We start from the raw sequence: 14,836 nt of genomic DNA, 5'->3' as shown, positions 1-14,836 counted from the left end.
GTGGTTGCTAAACGATCGACCAGAGTGGTCGGGTAGATCGACGGGGGTAGAGTCTGGCGGAGATCACATCACTTCAAGACGTACCAGTACGGTTCACCGGAAATCGGCTAGACCGATCGGGTCGATGATGATCTTCCGGCGATGACTGGCGTCGATCAGTCCAAGATCCTTGAAACGTCGGATGGCTTTGAAGACGGCATCTTTTCTGGCCCCGACAAGGTGAGCGATCTCCTCATGGGTAAGATCGATTCCGAGGCCCCGTTTGCCATCGACCCTGTCGACTCCGTGCCGGCTGGAGATTTCCACGAGCACGTTCGCAACCCGTACAGGCACGCTGAACTGAGCAAAGTCAGTTCTTCTACGGTTGGCCCAGTCGAGCCGGTCGGCGATCATCCTGGCAAGTGCATTCCATGCCGCAGGGTGATGATCGAGGAAGTCGGTGAAGGCCTGTGCGTGAATGACGTGCACCAACATCGGACTGCACGTGGTCACCATGGCCGATCTCGGCTGTCTGCGCAGAGCCGCCAGTTCGCCGACCACGTCGCCGCAGACGCGGATGCCCAGCATGGCTGCCCCGCCCGATTCCAGGTAGGCAGTCACCTTCACGCACGCCGTGAGCCGCTGACCTGGGATGGACCTCAGAAGAAAGACGTCGGACCTATCTCGATCTCCTTGATAGATGAGTGGTTCGCCGGCCTGCCGCGGGGACGACGGCGCGAGAGCTAGAAGCCCTGCCCGCTCCTCCGGGCTGAGTCTGTCCATGAATGTGCCAATGGGCCATCTGGCGGGGATTTGATCATTTGCCACGGATTAAGCGCCTTGAATCATCGATGTGAAGCTGTTAGAAGCTACACCCTGATTGGGATATCTGGAGGCAAGATTCGATTAGTCACCAGAGTATAGGTATGTGACATTTTGTCCGGCCTATCATGAAATATGGTCAGAGCTCCCGGCGGAGTGGAACAATGTTCCTGTAATCAGCGTGGCATGGCGGAACATCGACAGCCGCCTGCGACTTCTGCGCTTGTAGGGGTTGGTTGATTGCTCATCTATGAAGTGGGCCCGGTACTGGATCTTTCCTGGACGTGCTTGATGACGCGGACGAGCTGGGCAGGTCGGCGAGGGCGAGATCGTCGAGAGCGCGGCATTTGAGCAGCGACCAGATGCCCTCGATGAGGTCGGGGACATAGGCGGCAGGGCGGGATCGCGCAGTCGGTTGGCGCTTCTCACGGCTGCGCATGGGTGAAAACCCACGTCATCCTTCTCGTCGACGATCTCCACGTCCGGGTGGTCGCCGCCACCACCGGAGAACTCCTCCGCGAGCTGACCATCGACCCCGCCCGCGACTACCAACCCCAGTACACAAAGAAACCCCCGAACCCGTAGGTTCGAGGGTTTCCGATGTCTTGCGACATCACAGAGCGGAGAGCGTGGGATTCGAACCCACGAGACCGGTCACCCGGCCTAGCGGTTTTCAAGACCGCCGCCATCGTCCACTAGGCGAGCTCTCCCTGGCGGCGCCTCGTTCGAGGCGCCACGCCGCAGACTAGTCTCTCACCGCCCCGGACGTGACCGCGACCGGTGAAAAAGATCAGTCGATGCCCCTACAGGTGGTCCGGGATCTCGGAGAACTTGCGCTCGACCAGTGCCTGTGGGCCGGCGAAGCCGTCGCCGACGGAGGCGGCCAGGCGGAGGTAGGCGTCCCGGGTGGCCTGCTGCAGCCGGTCCAGGTCGATCTCCGCTCCCTCCTCCAGGTGCGGGTCGTACGGCACGCGGACGACCGTACGGCAGCGGGCGGCGAAGTGGGCCTCCAGCTTGTCGAGGTCGACCGTCGACTTCGACCGCGGCCGTACGCTGCAGAGCACCACGGTGGCGGACCGGACGAGGTCGCCGTAGTGGTGCGCCTCCAGCCAGTCCAGCGTGGCCGAGGCCGCGCGGGCGCCGTCCACCGAGGGCGAGCTGACCAGCACGATCTGGTCGGCCATGCCCAGCACGCCCGACATGGCCGAGTGCAGGAGCCCCGTGCCGCAGTCGGTGATGCAGATGGAGTAGAAGTTCTCCAGCACCTGCGCCACCGAGTGGTAGTCCTTGGCGCTGAACGCCTCCGACACCGACGGGTCGCGGTCGGACGCCAGGATCTCCAGCCGCGAGGGCGTCTGCGAGGTGAAGGCCCGGATGTCCACGTACCGCTTGATCTGGGCGCGTTCGTTCAGCAGGTCGCGTACGGTCGCCGACGTCTCCAGCTCCACCTTGTCGGAGAGCGTTCCACGGTCCGGGTTGGCGTCGACGGCGATGACGCGGTCACCGCGCACCTGCGCGAGCGTGGCGCCCAGGCCGACGGTCGTCGTGGTCTTGCCCACCCCGCCCTTGAGGCTGAGCACCGCGACCCGGTGATGCCCCGTGGCCACCGGCGTACGGGCGCGCTGGACGAGTTCGCGGCGGCGCCGCACCTCCGGGGCCTCGCCCGGCTTGATCAGCCCGGCGGAGGCCTTGTAGACCAGACGCCGCCAGCCTGTCGCGGGAGCGTTCCTGCGGCCGCGCAGGAGGACGACCGGGTCGAGACTGTCGGCGTTCGGCTTGGACCCCGCCGTCTTGGGACCTGTGGCGCGCGCCGGTGAATTGAACGCGGAGACCGGCGGAGCGGGCCGCCGCGGCGACTGGTACGCCTCCCGCTCCGCGAAGGCGTCCCGCTCCGGGACAGCCGGAGCATCCGGGATGACCGGAGCGGCCTCGGCGATGGAGCGAGGCGGGGCGGCGGAACGAGCGGGGGCGGTGGGGTACGCGGAGGCGGCAGGGCGTTCCGGAGCCGGTTCGGGAGCCACAACGGGCTCCGGCGCCGCGGCCTGCGCGGGCGCGGGGGGCGCCACCGGGCCCGGCTCGTACGGCTTGCGCTCCTCGGCCGCCAGGTCGTCCCGCAGTGAGCCGGTGAAGCGGTCATCCGCACGCTCGGACCGCAGCGAGCCGGTGAAGCGATCGTCCGCACGCTCCGACCGCAGCGAGCCGGTGAAGCGATCGTCCGTACGCTCGGGCCGCGGGGAGCCGGTGAAGCGATCGTCCGTACGCTCGGGCCGCGGGGGCGCGAACGACGACGAGGCCTCCGAGGGGGCCGGAGGCTCCTCCGGCTCGGCGTCGGTGGCGTCCTCCTGCCTGACGGCCTCCACCGGCACCGCCGGCTCCAGCCAGCCCCGCAGCGGCTCCTTCGACGCGGACGGCGGGTCCGGCGTGTGACGCTTACGCGTCTCGGTGTCCGAGAACGCCCCGATGTTGTAGGAGTCGGTGTCCACGGGCGACGAGAACGCGCCACGCCCGAAGGCCCCTCCAGACGACGGGGTGGAGTGGTCGTCGCCGTCCTCCTCCTCGTCCCGGCTCCCGGCCGGTGACTCCGGCGCCGGCGCGTCCGCCGCATCGCCGAGCTGCGGAGCGCTGACGGGCCCGGTCGACGTCCCCAGAGGCGTGCCGAAGGACGCGGTCGGCGTCCCGAAGGAACTGTACGATTCCCCGCTCTCCGACTCTGTCTCCGTACTTCTGAACGAGGGGAACCGCACGGGACCGGTGGAGGACTCCACCGACCGGCCCTCTTCCCGCTCCTCACTTACGGCCGAGGATTCGTCGGAGCGTTCCGGCCTGACGGGTTCCGGCGGGGTGACGAAGGCCGTTTCGCCATATCCCGTGTCGTTCCCGTATCCCGAGTCGGTTCCATATCCCGAATCGGTGCCGTATCCGTAGTCGTACGCCGAGGTCGCGGCGCTGTCGCCGCCCTGATCACCCGAGCCGTACGCGGCGGAACCGCCGAAACCGGACTCGCGGATCGGGCCGGTGGACGACGCCTCCCGGGCCTCGGCGTCCTCCTGGACCGGTGCGCCGTACGCGGACTCGGTCGTGGCGCGGAACAGCCCGCCGGACGCGGGCTCGGCCGGGACGAGGCTCCAGGGGTCGGCGGGGTACGGCGAGGCGGCCTCGGGCTCGGCGGCGGGCGAGGGCGGTGGAGAGGCGAGGGTCGCGGACGTGACCGCGCTCACCGCTATCTCGACCTCGTCGGGCATCTCCTTGATCGCGTCCAGCCACGCGAGCTGGTCCTCCAGAGAATGGGGATCCTCACGATCATGTCTCGCCACCGAGTACCCCCTCGGGATGGGCTTATGGGGTAGCAATCACATTGAAGATTAGCGCCACGTAATCCGGTGAATGCGGGCAACCGCCCTAGTTCTCCGTCACGCTACTTTAGGTCACATGCGCGCGATGGTGATTTCCGAACCCGGCGGACCCGAGGTTCTGGACTGGCGGGAAGTGCCCGATCCACGTCCCGCCCCAGGTGAGGTGGTCATCGACGTCGCCGCCTCGGCCGTCAACCGGGCCGACCTCCTCCAGCGGCGCGGCCTCTACCCGCCGCCGCCCGGCGCCTCGGAGATCCCCGGTCTCGAGTGCTCCGGGGTGGTCGCCGAGGTCGGGGGGAACGTTCCGGGTATCGCCTCCGGCGACCGGGTCTGCGCCCTGCTCGCGGGCGGCGGGTACGCCGAGCGGGTGGCCGTCCCGTGGCAGCAGGTCATGCCGGTGCCCGAGGGGCTCGCGCTCGACGAGGCGGCCGCGCTGCCCGAGGTCGCCTGCACGGTCTGGTCGAACGTCTTCATGACCGCCCGCCTGCGGAAGGGCGAGACGCTGCTCGTCCACGGCGGCGCGAGCGGCATCGGCACGATGGCGATCCAGCTCGCCAAGGCGTACGGCTCCCGGGTGCTGGTGACGGCGGGCTCGGCCGAGAAGATCGAACGCTGCCGGGCCCTCGGCGCGGACGAGGCGGTGAACTACTACGAGGAGGACTTCGCCGAGCGGTTCGAGAGCCGGGCCGACGTCATCCTCGACATCATCGGCGCGAAGTACCTGGCCGGGAACCTCCGGGCCCTCGCCACCGGCGGCAGGCTGGTGGTCATCGGCATGCAGGGCGGCGCCAAGGGCGAGCTCGACCTCGGGGCGCTGCTCGCCAAGCGGGCGGCGATCCACGCGACCGGCCTGCGCCACCGCCCGGTGGACGACAAGGGCGTGATCTGCCGGGGCGTCGTGGAGAGCGTCTGGCCGCTGGTCACCGCCGGGGCCGTACGGCCCGTGGTGCACGAGCGGATTCCGCTCGACCAGGCCGGACGGGCGCACCGCATGCTCGAGGAGGGGGCCCACGTCGGAAAGCTGCTGCTGGTCAGGTGAGCTAGGTTGGGTCGGGTGAGCACCGGTGTGCCCCAGCGGAGTGAGTCAGGAGTTGTAAGCGATCGATGAACGCAGACGAGAGCACGCCGCAGATCGTGGTCGTGGGCCCGCAGGGCCTGTCGGTCTCCGGCGACGGTAAGGGCGGCGAGCACGAGGAGCGATCCGTCGCCGACCTGGTGGAGCAGCCCGCCAAGGTGATGCGGATCGGCAGCATGATCCGTCAGCTTCTGGAGGAGGTGCGCGCCGCTCCCCTCGACGACGCCAGCCGCAAGCGGCTCAAGGACATCCACCAGAGCTCGATCAAGGAGCTGGAGGAGGGCCTGGCCCCCGAGCTCGTGGAGGAGCTGGAACGGCTGTCGCTGCCGTTCAGCGACGAGAGCCCCACCCCGCCCAGCGACGCCGAGCTGAGGGTCGCGCACGCCCAGCTCGTCGGCTGGCTGGAGGGCCTGTTCCACGGCATCCAGACCACGTTGTTCGCCCAGCAGATGGCCGCGCGGGCCCAGCTCGAACAGATGCGCCGCGCCCTCCCCGGCGGCCTGAGCCAGGCCGCGGACGAGCAGGGCCACCGCGCCGGCGGCCCCTACCTGTAAGGGCCGCGAGGCCGGAAGAGGTTCTCCAGCACCACCGCGACACCGTCGTCGTTGTTGGCCGCCGTCACGTGGTCGACGGCGGCCAGCACGTCCGGGTGGGCGTTCGCCACCGCGTACGACGTGCCGGCCCAGGTCAGCATCGGCAGGTCGTTCGGCATGTCGCCGAAGGCGACCACCTCCGCCGGCTTGATCCCCCGCTCCTCCGCCAGCGTGGCCAGCGCCGTCGCCTTCGTCACCCCGTACGCGCTCATCTCCAGCAGCGCCCGGCCGCTGGAGTGCGTCGGGGTCACGATGTCGCCCACGATCTCCAGGGCCACGCGGACCAGTTCGTCGGGGTCCATCGCGGGATGCTGGGCGAGCAGCTTGGCGCACGGCAGGGAGGTCAGCGCGGCGGTCCCCACCTCGCGTCCGCACGACACCTCCCGGGAGTCCCAGCCGCCGAGGGCGTACGCCGCCTCGTGGGCGAAGTCACCCTCGTACTCGACCGAGAACGTCAGGCCCGGCACGTCCCGCCGGAGGCGGGCGACGCACTCCTCCAGGATGTCAGGGGCGATCAGATGCGACTCGACGATCCGCTCGGTGTGCAGGTCGTACACGAGTGCGCCGTTCGCGCAGATCGCGAGCCCGCAGTGCCCCACGGTTCCGGCGACGCTGTGCATCCACCGGGGTGGACGCCCGGTGACGAAGACGAGGGTGCCGCCGGACTTCTCCACCCGGGCGAAGGCGGCGGCCGTACGCGATGAGATCGTTCCGTCGGTACGCAGCGCGGTGCCGTCGAGATCCGTGGCGATGAGGCGGGGGCAGGTCATAGCAGGTTCCAGTCTGCACCGTGACCCGGCACGACCACCCCTCGACCACCCCCGGTGCGAGAAATCTGCCCCAGACGTGGAACACCAACGGGCTACATAGTGTTAGATGTGAAGGCGTTGTATTAGCTGTTCCCGTAGCGAAAACCAGTTTGACTGTATGAGCCACCCGGGGAGCTGTGCGACACACCGGGGGCCACGAGGTGTGGTCCCCAAGATTCACTTCCTTAGGGAGAGCAGTAATGGCTCAGGGAACCGTCAAGTGGTTCAACGCTGAGAAGGGCTTCGGCTTCATCGCACCGGACGGCGGCGAGCCCGACGTGTTCGTGCACTTCTCCGCGATCACTGGCAGCGGCTACCGCAACCTCGAGGACGGCCAGCGGGTCGAGTTCGAGGTCATCGCCGGTCCGAAGGGTCCGCAGGCGTCGAACGTCCGTGGTCTCTGACCTGACGTGACGAAGGCGGGGCTCGCGCCTGCGAGCCCCGCCTTTCGTATATCCGGGCCCAATCGCCGGCCCGGCCGCCAGGTCTGGTACCGCTCACATGAGGAGGCCTCCGTGCGTGAAAGTTTCACGCACGGAGGCCTCTTTCGGGTCCGATCGCCGATCCGGCGAAGAGATTTACATCACTCCTGACGCCCACCCTCACTCGGCCAATCACCCGGCCCCTTCACCAGGCGCCGAAGAGGGCCGCCCGGCGGCGCGTCCCTAACGCGACACCGGCTCCAGAACGTCGAGTCCGACGTACGGCCGCAGCGCCTTGGGCACCACGACCGAGCCGTCCGCCTGCTGGTGGTTCTCCAGGATCGCCACGATCCACCGGGTGGTGGCGAGCGTGCCGTTGAGCGTGGCCACGTGCTGCGGCCTGCCGTCCTCGTCGCGGTAGCGCACCTTGAGGCGGCGGGCCTGGAAGTCGGTGCAGTTCGAGGTCGAGGTCAGCTCGCGGTAGCGGCCCTGGGTGGGCACCCAGCCCTCGCAGTCGTACTTGCGGGCCGCCGACGAGCCGAGGTCGCCGCCCGCCACGTCGATCACGCGGTAGGGGATCTCGACCTTCTCCAGCATCTCCTTCTCCCACGCGAGGAGCCGCAGGTGCTCCTCGTGGGCGTCCTCGGGACGGCAGTAGGAGAACATCTCCACCTTGTCGAACTGGTGGACGCGGATGATCCCCCGGGTGTCCTTGCCGTACGACCCCGCCTCGCGCCGGAAGCAGGACGACCACCCGGCGTACCGCATCGGCAGCGCCGTCCGGTCGAGGATCTCGTCGGAGTGGTACGCCGCCAGCGGCACCTCGCTGGTGCCGACCAGGTAGAGGTCGTCGGCCTCCAGCCGGTAGACCTCGCTCGCGTGGGCGCCGAGGAAGCCGGTGCCCTGCATCGACTCCGGCTTCACCAGCACAGGTGTGATCATCGGCGTGAAACCCGCCTCGACCGCCTGCTGGATCGCCATGTTCAGCAGCCCGAGCTGGAGTCGCGCGCCGGCGCCCTTCAGGAAGAAGAACCGCGCGCCGGACACCTTGGCCCCGCGCTCGGTGTCGATCGCGCCGAGCAGCTCGCCCAGCTCGACGTGGTCGCGCGGCTCGAAGTCGAAGACCGGCTTCTCGCCGACCTCCTCGATGACCACGTAGTCGTCCTCGCCACCGGGGGGCGCGCCCTCCTCGACGATGTTCGGGACGGTCATGAGCAGCTCGTCGAGCTCGCCCGCCAGCGCGGCGGCCTCGGCCTCGGCCGTCTTCACCTGCGCGGCCAGCTCCTTCGCGCGGTCGAGCAGCGCCTGGCGCTCGTCTCCGGACGCGCGGGACACCGACTTGCCGATGCTCTTCTGCTCGGCGCGCAGCGACTCGAAGTTGTTGAGCGCGGCACGGCGGCGCTCGTCGAGCGACAGCAGGGTCTCCACGACCGAGTCGTCCTCGCCGCGGACGCGCTGCGACGCCCGGAGCCGGTCCGGGTCCTCACGAAGGGTTCGCAGGTCAATCACGGCTCACAGGCTACCGGAGCCGGTGCGGCTCCCGTGTGTCAAGCGAGACCGGCGCGGATCTTTCCGAGCCACTGCGCGGCCTCGTCGAAGTCGCCGTCCGCCGTACCCGGCTTGACCTGCGTGGCGACCCGGTCGGCGCGGGGATAGCTGCCGAGGAAGCGCAGGTCGCCGCAGAGCCGGTGGAGCCCGGAGACGGCCTCGCCGACCCTGGCGTCCGCGATGTGACCCTCCAGGTCGAAGTGGAAGAAGTAACGCCCGATGCCGTCGCCGGTGGGGCGCGACTCGATCCGGGTCAGGTTCACCCCGCGCACGGCGAACTCGCTCAGCATCTCCAGCAGGGCGCCCGGGTGGTCGTCGCGCAGGAAGGCGACGAGCGAGGTGCGGTCGGCGCCGGTCGGCTCGGGCAGCGGCCCCGGCCGGCTCACCTGGATGAACCGCGTCACGGTGTCGGAGCGGTCGCCGATGTCCGAGGCGACGGCGTCGAGCCCGTAGTACTCCCCGGCGATGGCCGGGCTGATGGCCGCGTCGTACGGCGAGCCGGGGAGGGAGACCTCCTGCGCGGCGGCGGCCGTGGAGGATCCGGCGATCACCACGGCTCCGGGCAGCTCGCGCTCGATGAACCCCCGGCACTGCGTGTGCGCGGCGGGATGCGTGATGATCCGCTTGATCTGGGCCAGCTCGGTGCCGGGCCGGACCAGCAGGGCGAACTCGACCGGGAGCAGCACCTCGCCGGTGATGTGCAGCGACCTGCCCTTGGCCAGCTCGTCGAGGGTCTGGGTGATCGCCCCCTCCACCGAGTTCTCCAGCGGGACGACCGCGCCGTCGGCCGCGCCGTCGCGGGCGGCGTCGAGCGCGGCTCCGACGTTGGCGCAGGGCAGGCGCTCGGCGTCGGGCGCCAGGAGTCGCAGTGCCGCTTCACAGAAGGTGCCCTGCGGCCCCAGGTACGCGAGCTTCGACATGCCGTCCAGAGTATCCGCAGGTATCGGCCGTGAGGGCGCCGAATCACCTTCTGTGGAAAACCTGAGACGATCGCGCTGCCCACCCGGCTGCCGCGCGCACCCTCCACGCGGCCCGTCGGCCGCGCGTTCCCGGGGTCAGGCCTTCGCGGCGGGGACCGCGGCAGCGGTGGTGACGGAGGCCCGCCATCGCGGCAGCCAGGACCCGAGCAGCCAGACCAGGCCGATCGCCCCGAGCCCGAAGGCGTTCTGCACGATCTTCCCGGCGACCGGGCTGAGGATCGGGATCTCCAGCGCCTTGATCGACACTCCCCACCAGGGGATGGGCAGCACGTAGTACAGCCACACGCCGGCCGCGACCAGCAGCCGGACCGGGTCGCGCCCGGACCCGGCCACGGCCGCGACCACCACCACGATCCAGGCGATGTGATGGATCCACGCCACCGGCGACAGCAGCACCGCCATCAGCCCGGTGAGCGCGACCGCCGTCATCGTGTCGCCGTCCACGTACGCCCGCCGGGCCTGACGGAAGCCGTACCAGCCGACGGCCGCGACGGCGGCCAGCCAGACGGCCGAGGTCAGCGCGTCGGGCAGGTAGAGCCTCAGCAGCATGCCCCGCAGCGACTGGTTGGTGGTGGCGGCGTTGGCGCCCAGCCGCTCGGAGTCGAGCAGCGCCCCGAACCAGAAGTCCCGCGCGTCGTCGGTGATCACCACGAACGGCAGCAGCGTGAGCACCGCCGCCGTGAACACCGCCATGAACAGAGCCCGCCGCTGTGCCGCGTCCCCGTGGCGCTGTGCCGCGTCCCCATGGCGCTGCGCGGTGCTCCCGTGGCGCTGCCTCGGGCCGCTGGGGGCGGTGCCGCTGCGGCCTGGGCCTGCGTCGCGAGGGGCGAACGCGGTGACGGCCAGGTAGACGAGAAACACGCCGGGGGTCAGCTTCACCGCCGTCGCCAGCCCGATGAGCATCCCGCGCGGCCACCACGGGCGGCGCACCACGCAGTCGAGCAGGCACAGCGCGAGGAGGAACAGGTCCACCTGGCCGAACCTGACCTGGTCCCTGATCGGCATGAGGTACATGCACGCGGCGCACAGCACGGCGAACAGCGCGGGCGCGGCCAGGGCGCCGCGCCCGCCGTCCAGGAAGGCCCGGAACGCGTGCCGGACCGTCACCGCGAGAACGGCGACGACCGCGATCGTCCACACCCACTGCGCGACCGGCCAGGACATCGCGGCGAGCGGCACCGCCAGCATCGCGGCGACCGGCGGGTACGTGAAGGGCAGCAACTGGGGCGCCGGCGTGATCACGTCGTAGACGGGCAGGCCCCGCAGGAGTGCCCAGCCGCCCGTACGGTAGACGTCGAGGTCGACGAGGCGCTGGTCGTCCGGATTGGTGAGCCAGTGGGCGATCAGCGGGGACGCGGCGGCGGCCACCGCCACCAGGGCCAGCGCCCATGCCCAGGCGGGCCGGCGGGCCCCGGCGATGCGGCCAGTCGTCACAACCAGGCAGGTTACCGTGGACCGTGGCCGCACCATCGCCGATCATGAGGGAGCCTGGAACAGTGCCATCCGCACCAGCACCGGCGCCGGGCCGGGGACCTTCCGCCGCCCCGCCGGGCCGCGGCGGCGTGCCCGTGAGCCCAGGCCCCCGCTCTGTGCCGATGCTCACCCCTGGCGGCCCCAGCCCTCGCACGGTGCGGGTGCTCCTCGCGGCTCTCCTCACGCTCCTCGTCGCGGCCCTCATCGTGCCCGCCTCTTCCGGCCCGGCCTCCGCCGGAACCGCGCCGGCGGGGGGAACCCTGCCGGTGGCTGGAGCCGCGCCAGTGGGGCGGGTGGTGGTGATCGGGGTGCCCGGGCTGCGCTGGGCGGACCTCGATCCGGAGCGGACACCCACCTTGTGGGCCCTGGCGGACCGGGGCGCCACCGCGTCGCTGTCCACGCGGGCGGTGCCGCCGGAAGGCCTGCCCGTCACCTGCCCGGCCGCCGGATGGCTGACCGTCTCGGCGGGCCAGCGGGCGGCCTCCCCCGGCCCGGGTTGCGGCGCGATCCCCGCACCCGTGGCCGCCGGCGACGGCGGTACGGCGTCGGTGCCCGGCTGGCCCGCGCTGGTCGCCGCGCAGCAGTCGAGTCCGTTCAAGGCACGGCTCGGGCTCCTCTCCGACGCCGTCACCGCCGCCGGAGGGAAGGTCGCGGCGATCGGCCCGGGGGCCGCCCTCGCCGCCGCCGACGGATCCGGCCGGGTCGCGGCGTACGCCGCCACGCCCGCCGCGCTGCCCGACCTCGCGCCGTACGCACTGGTCGTCGCCGAAGCCGGAGAGATCACCCGAGCCTGGACCGGCGGCCGGGAGGCGAGCCCCCCGGCCACGCGATCCACCCCGTCCACAACCCAGGCCACGCCGCCGACCGCGCCGTCCACAACCCAGGCCACGCCGCCGGCCGCGCCGTCCACAACCCAGGCCACGCCGCCGGCCGAGCCGTCCACAACCCAGGCCACGCCGCCGGCCGCGCCGTCCACAACCCATCCCGCGCGGCCCACGGCATCGGCCCCGGAATCCACAGCGTTCCCAGCCCGGGCCGCGCCGTCCACGACCACGGCCGGGGCCGAGCGGGAGCCGGCCGACCTGGACGGGGAGGCGCGGCGGGAGGCCGTGGGCGCGGCCGACCGGACCGTGGGCGAGGTGCTGTCGAAGGTCCCCCAGGGCACCACCGTCCTGGTGGCCGGGATCTCCGACTCCGGCTCCGTCGCCCATCTCCACGTGGCGATCGCCACGGGCGGGCCGTACGGGCGTGGATGGCTGACCGCCGCCTCGACCAGGCAGCGGGCACTGGTCACGATCACCGACATCACGGCCACGGTCACCCACCTGCTCGGCATCCCCACGCCCGAGGGCGTGGTCGGCAGGGCGTGGTCGGGGGGCGGCGCGGCTCCGCCCGCCGCCGAGGCGGCCCGCGGGCTGGCCGACGCCGACCTGGCGAGCCAGGTGCTCAGAGAGGTCAGGGAGCCGTTCTTCATCGCGCTGGTCAGCGCGCAACTGCTGTTCTACGGCCTCGCCGCGATCGTGGTCAGGCGTCACCGGCGCATGCTCACCGCCACCCGCGTGGTCGCCACGGTCAGCGCCGCGCTCCCGGTGTCGATCTTCCTGGCCCAGCTCGTGCCGTGGTGGAGCCTCCGGCACCCGATGCCCGCCCTGCTCGGCACGATCGTGGCCTTCGCCGCCCTCGTGGCGGGGCTCGCGTACGCGGGGCCGTGGCGCGGCCGGGTGCTCGGGCCGCCCGCCGTGGTCGCCGGGGTCAGTTCGCTCGCGCTCCTCGCCGACGTGGTCACCGGCTCGCGGCTGCAGGTGAACGCCGTGGCCGGGTACGAGCCCGTGACCGGCGGCCGGTTCTACGGCTTCGGCAACATGGCCTTCGCCGTCTACTCGACCGGCACCATCCTGCTGCTGGCCGCCGTCGCCCACGCGCTGCGCCGCCGGCCGAGGCTCGCCGTGGCCGTGTGCGTGGCGTACGGCCTGCTCGCGATCGCCGGGGACGGCTGGCCGACCTGGGGCGCGGACTTCGGCGGCGTGCCGTCGTTCGTCCTCGGCGTGGCGGTGTGCGTGCTGATGACCGCGGGCGGGCGGGTGTCGGTCCTCCGGCTCGGCGTGATCGGGCTGGCGGGCGCGGCGCTCATCTCGCTGATCGCGGTGGCCGACTGGCTGCGCCCGGCCGATCAGCGCACCCATCTCGGGGCGTTCGTCCAGCAGATCATCGGCGGCGACGGCGGCTCGGTCGTCGGCCGCAAGCTCGGGGCGATGCTCCACACCCTGGGCAACCTGCCGCTGACGCTGCTGTCGGTGGTCGCGCTGGCGTTCCTGTTCCTCGTGCTGGCCAGGCCCTCGCGGTGGGGCGCGGCGGCGCTCAGCCTGGCCTACGCCCAGGCCCCCGAACTGCGGGCGGGGCTGATCGGCGCGCTGACCGCGGCCTTCGCCGGGTTCCTGATCAACGACTCGGGGATCGCGATTCCGGCGATGGCCCTGACGGTCGCGGTGCCGCTGGCGCTGGCGGCGTCCGTACACGCCCTCCAGCTCGCGCCGCCCACCACAGCAGCACGATCGTCAGCGCCAGCAGAAGCGACGGCGCCACCCACTGCCTGACCACGTCGACGCGCCACGACAGGTCGTCCGGCTGGTGCGCCTGGCGCGCGGGGAGATAGGCCAGCGAGAGCACGGTGAGCCGGGCGACCAGGAACGCTTCCAGGCCCGGCCAGGCGACCAGGGCGAGCAGCGCGAAGCCCAGCCCGTCGTACCACGGCAGCGCGTACGGCGTGGCGAACAGCCAGGCCACCGCGACGGCGAGGGCGACGACCGGCCCCTCGCGCTCCGCCGCCGGGCGGCCGCGCAGCATCAGGACGGCGAGCGCGGCCAGCAGGAGCAGCGACCCCGTCTGGATCCACGCGTGGTACGCCCCGGACCCGAACACCGCCTGCAGGGCCTTCTTCCCGAGGGCCCACGGGGTGGCGAGCGAGACCGACCTGCTGGCGTTCAGCAGCTGGTCGAGCGAGTGGGGCCCGGCGATCAGGTACGCCACGACGACGGTGAGCGTGGCGAGCCCGGTCACCAGGGCGAGCCGCCGCGGGTTGCCGCGCAGCTCCCACGCCGTGCCCAGCGCGACAACGCCCACAGTGGCCTTGACCGCGACGCCCAGGCCGAGCGGCACGCCCCGGCGGGCGACGAGCCCGGCCACGACGAGCGCGACCGCGAGAGTGTCGAGGTGCATCCCGGCCACGAGTTGGTAGACGACCAGCGGGTTCGCCGTCCAGAGCAGGGCCGCGCGGCGCTGCCGCACGGAGTCGCCGGCCGTGACACCCCCGGTGCCGCGGGCAGTGGCACGAGCAGCAACACGGTGCAGCAGCAGGCCGGTGGCGGCGAACGCGGCGGCGTTGACCAGGGCCATCACGAAGACCGTCAGGCGGACCGAGTCGCCGCCCACGTGGCTCGCCAGAGCCTGTACGGCCGTCGCGACCGGGCCGTACACGCTGGGGGTCCTCGTCCACTCCTCCACGTGGCCGATCACCGGATCGCCGGGCAGGTCGGCGGGCACGGTCAGATAGGGGTCGTACCCGAGGGCCGCCATCCGGCCGTACGCCGCGTAGTTGAGATGGTCGGCCGACCCGGAGGGCGGCAGGAACGCGAGCACCCCGGCGGCGGCGCATCCCGCGAGGACGAGCGTGCGCGCCTTCGGCAGCCGGTCGACGCACGACAGCCCGGCGGCCAGGCCGATCGCCCCGAGCACGACGGCCGCGGCGGCCATGGCGACGACGAGACGCCCGTCGGGGGCGAGGC

General features: G+C 71.5%; 11 protein-coding genes, 1 tRNA gene and 1 pseudogene. 5 read left to right on the top strand and 8 right to left on the bottom strand.

What is annotated here, in order from left to right:
- Nucleotides 1–93 precede the first annotated feature (93 nt).
- Nucleotides 94–762: a Crp/Fnr family transcriptional regulator gene (locus tag HHX37_RS02265; protein WP_182884331.1), complete on the bottom strand. Its 669-nt coding sequence runs from the start codon at nucleotides 760–762 to the stop codon at nucleotides 94–96.
- Nucleotides 763–1,242: 480 nt separating this feature from the next.
- On the opposite strand from HHX37_RS02265, the gene HHX37_RS02260 reads away from it, so the two are divergent.
- Nucleotides 1,243–1,386: a hypothetical protein gene (locus tag HHX37_RS02260; RefSeq protein WP_220502536.1), complete on the top strand. Its 144-nt coding sequence runs from the start codon at nucleotides 1,243–1,245 to the stop codon at nucleotides 1,384–1,386.
- A 36-nt stretch (nucleotides 1,387–1,422) separates the two neighbouring features.
- Here HHX37_RS02260 and HHX37_RS02255 read toward each other — a convergent pair.
- Both HHX37_RS02255 and HHX37_RS02250 read right to left on the bottom strand, forming a co-directional pair.
- Nucleotides 1,423–1,511: transfer RNA gene (locus tag HHX37_RS02255), tRNA-Ser, on the bottom strand.
- A 93-nt stretch (nucleotides 1,512–1,604) separates the two neighbouring features.
- A complete protein-coding gene (locus tag HHX37_RS02250; RefSeq protein WP_310740240.1) occupies nucleotides 1,605–4,115 on the bottom strand; it encodes an AAA family ATPase in 2,511 nt (836 codons plus the stop codon).
- A 115-nt stretch (nucleotides 4,116–4,230) separates the two neighbouring features.
- Here HHX37_RS02250 and HHX37_RS02245 point away from each other — a divergent pair, with 115 nt between their 5' ends.
- Complete coding sequence (locus tag HHX37_RS02245; protein WP_182884330.1) at nucleotides 4,231–5,193, top strand: NAD(P)H-quinone oxidoreductase; 963 nt, start codon at nucleotides 4,231–4,233, stop codon at nucleotides 5,191–5,193.
- A 65-nt stretch (nucleotides 5,194–5,258) separates the two neighbouring features.
- Nucleotides 5,259–5,783 carry a bacterial proteasome activator family protein gene (locus HHX37_RS02240; RefSeq protein ID WP_117409853.1) on the top strand — a complete coding sequence of 175 codons (525 nt, stop codon included), beginning with the start codon at nucleotides 5,259–5,261 and terminating at the stop codon, nucleotides 5,781–5,783.
- Here the strand turns inward: HHX37_RS02240 and HHX37_RS02235 are convergent.
- Nucleotides 5,774–6,592 (bottom strand): HAD family hydrolase, encoded by an 819-nt coding sequence (locus HHX37_RS02235; protein WP_182884329.1) that lies wholly within the window; start codon nucleotides 6,590–6,592, stop codon nucleotides 5,774–5,776. The genes HHX37_RS02240 and HHX37_RS02235 overlap by 10 nt on opposite strands.
- Before the next feature lie 239 nt (nucleotides 6,593–6,831).
- On the opposite strand from HHX37_RS02235, the gene HHX37_RS02230 reads away from it, so the two are divergent.
- Nucleotides 6,832–7,035, top strand: coding sequence for a cold-shock protein (locus HHX37_RS02230; RefSeq protein ID WP_041952879.1), 204 nt, complete (start codon nucleotides 6,832–6,834; stop codon nucleotides 7,033–7,035).
- 261 nt (nucleotides 7,036–7,296) lie between these two features.
- Here the strand turns inward: HHX37_RS02230 and serS are convergent, their stop codons facing one another.
- The 3 genes from serS to HHX37_RS02215 form a co-directional block, all read right to left on the bottom strand.
- Complete coding sequence (gene serS / locus HHX37_RS02225; protein ID WP_117409855.1) at nucleotides 7,297–8,562, bottom strand: serine--tRNA ligase; 1,266 nt, start codon at nucleotides 8,560–8,562, stop codon at nucleotides 7,297–7,299.
- 38 nt (nucleotides 8,563–8,600) lie between these two features.
- A complete protein-coding gene (pheA, locus tag HHX37_RS02220) occupies nucleotides 8,601–9,521 on the bottom strand; it encodes a prephenate dehydratase (RefSeq protein ID WP_117409856.1) in 921 nt (306 codons plus the stop codon).
- Between the two features lie 135 nt (nucleotides 9,522–9,656).
- On the bottom strand, nucleotides 9,657–11,015 hold the full coding sequence (locus HHX37_RS02215; RefSeq protein ID WP_310740239.1) for a glycosyltransferase 87 family protein: 1,359 nt from the start codon (nucleotides 11,013–11,015) through the stop codon (nucleotides 9,657–9,659).
- 161 nt (nucleotides 11,016–11,176) lie between these two features.
- On the opposite strand from HHX37_RS02215, the gene HHX37_RS36100 reads away from it, so the two are divergent.
- Nucleotides 11,177–13,648 carry a hypothetical protein gene (locus tag HHX37_RS36100; RefSeq protein WP_259406134.1) on the top strand — a complete coding sequence of 824 codons (2,472 nt, stop codon included), beginning with the start codon at nucleotides 11,177–11,179 and terminating at the stop codon, nucleotides 13,646–13,648.
- 568 nt (nucleotides 13,649–14,216) lie between these two features.
- Here HHX37_RS36100 and mptB read toward each other — a convergent pair.
- Nucleotides 14,217–14,804 (bottom strand): annotated as a pseudogene (gene mptB / locus HHX37_RS36095) (polyprenol phosphomannose-dependent alpha 1,6 mannosyltransferase MptB); the annotation flags it as partial.
- Between the last annotated feature and the right edge of the window lie 32 nt (nucleotides 14,805–14,836).

It is taken from the genome of Microbispora sp. H10885 (genome assembly GCF_014161415.1).
GTDB classification, from domain to species: Bacteria; Actinomycetota; Actinomycetes; order Streptosporangiales; family Streptosporangiaceae; genus Microbispora; species Microbispora triticiradicis.
Note: the sequence above shows the minus strand (reverse complement) of the source record. Positions and strands in the feature narration are given on the sequence as shown.

Bases quoted from the DNA above. Each gene is read 5' to 3' on its own strand.
- HHX37_RS36100 (WP_259406134.1), top strand. From the start codon at position 11,177: ATGCTCACCCCTGGCGGCCCCAGCCCTCGCACGGTGCGGGTGCTCCTC.
- HHX37_RS02240 (WP_117409853.1), top strand. From the start codon at position 5,259: ATGAACGCAGACGAGAGCACGCCGCAGATCGTGGTCGTGGGCCCGCAG.
- HHX37_RS02235 (WP_182884329.1), bottom strand. From the start codon at position 6,592: ATGACCTGCCCCCGCCTCATCGCCACGGATCTCGACGGCACCGCGCTG.
- HHX37_RS02245 (WP_182884330.1), top strand. From the start codon at position 4,231: ATGCGCGCGATGGTGATTTCCGAACCCGGCGGACCCGAGGTTCTGGAC.
- HHX37_RS02265 (WP_182884331.1), bottom strand. From the start codon at position 762: ATGGACAGACTCAGCCCGGAGGAGCGGGCAGGGCTTCTAGCTCTCGCG.
- pheA (WP_117409856.1), bottom strand. From the start codon at position 9,521: ATGTCGAAGCTCGCGTACCTGGGGCCGCAGGGCACCTTCTGTGAAGCG.
- HHX37_RS02230 (WP_041952879.1), top strand. From the start codon at position 6,832: ATGGCTCAGGGAACCGTCAAGTGGTTCAACGCTGAGAAGGGCTTCGGC.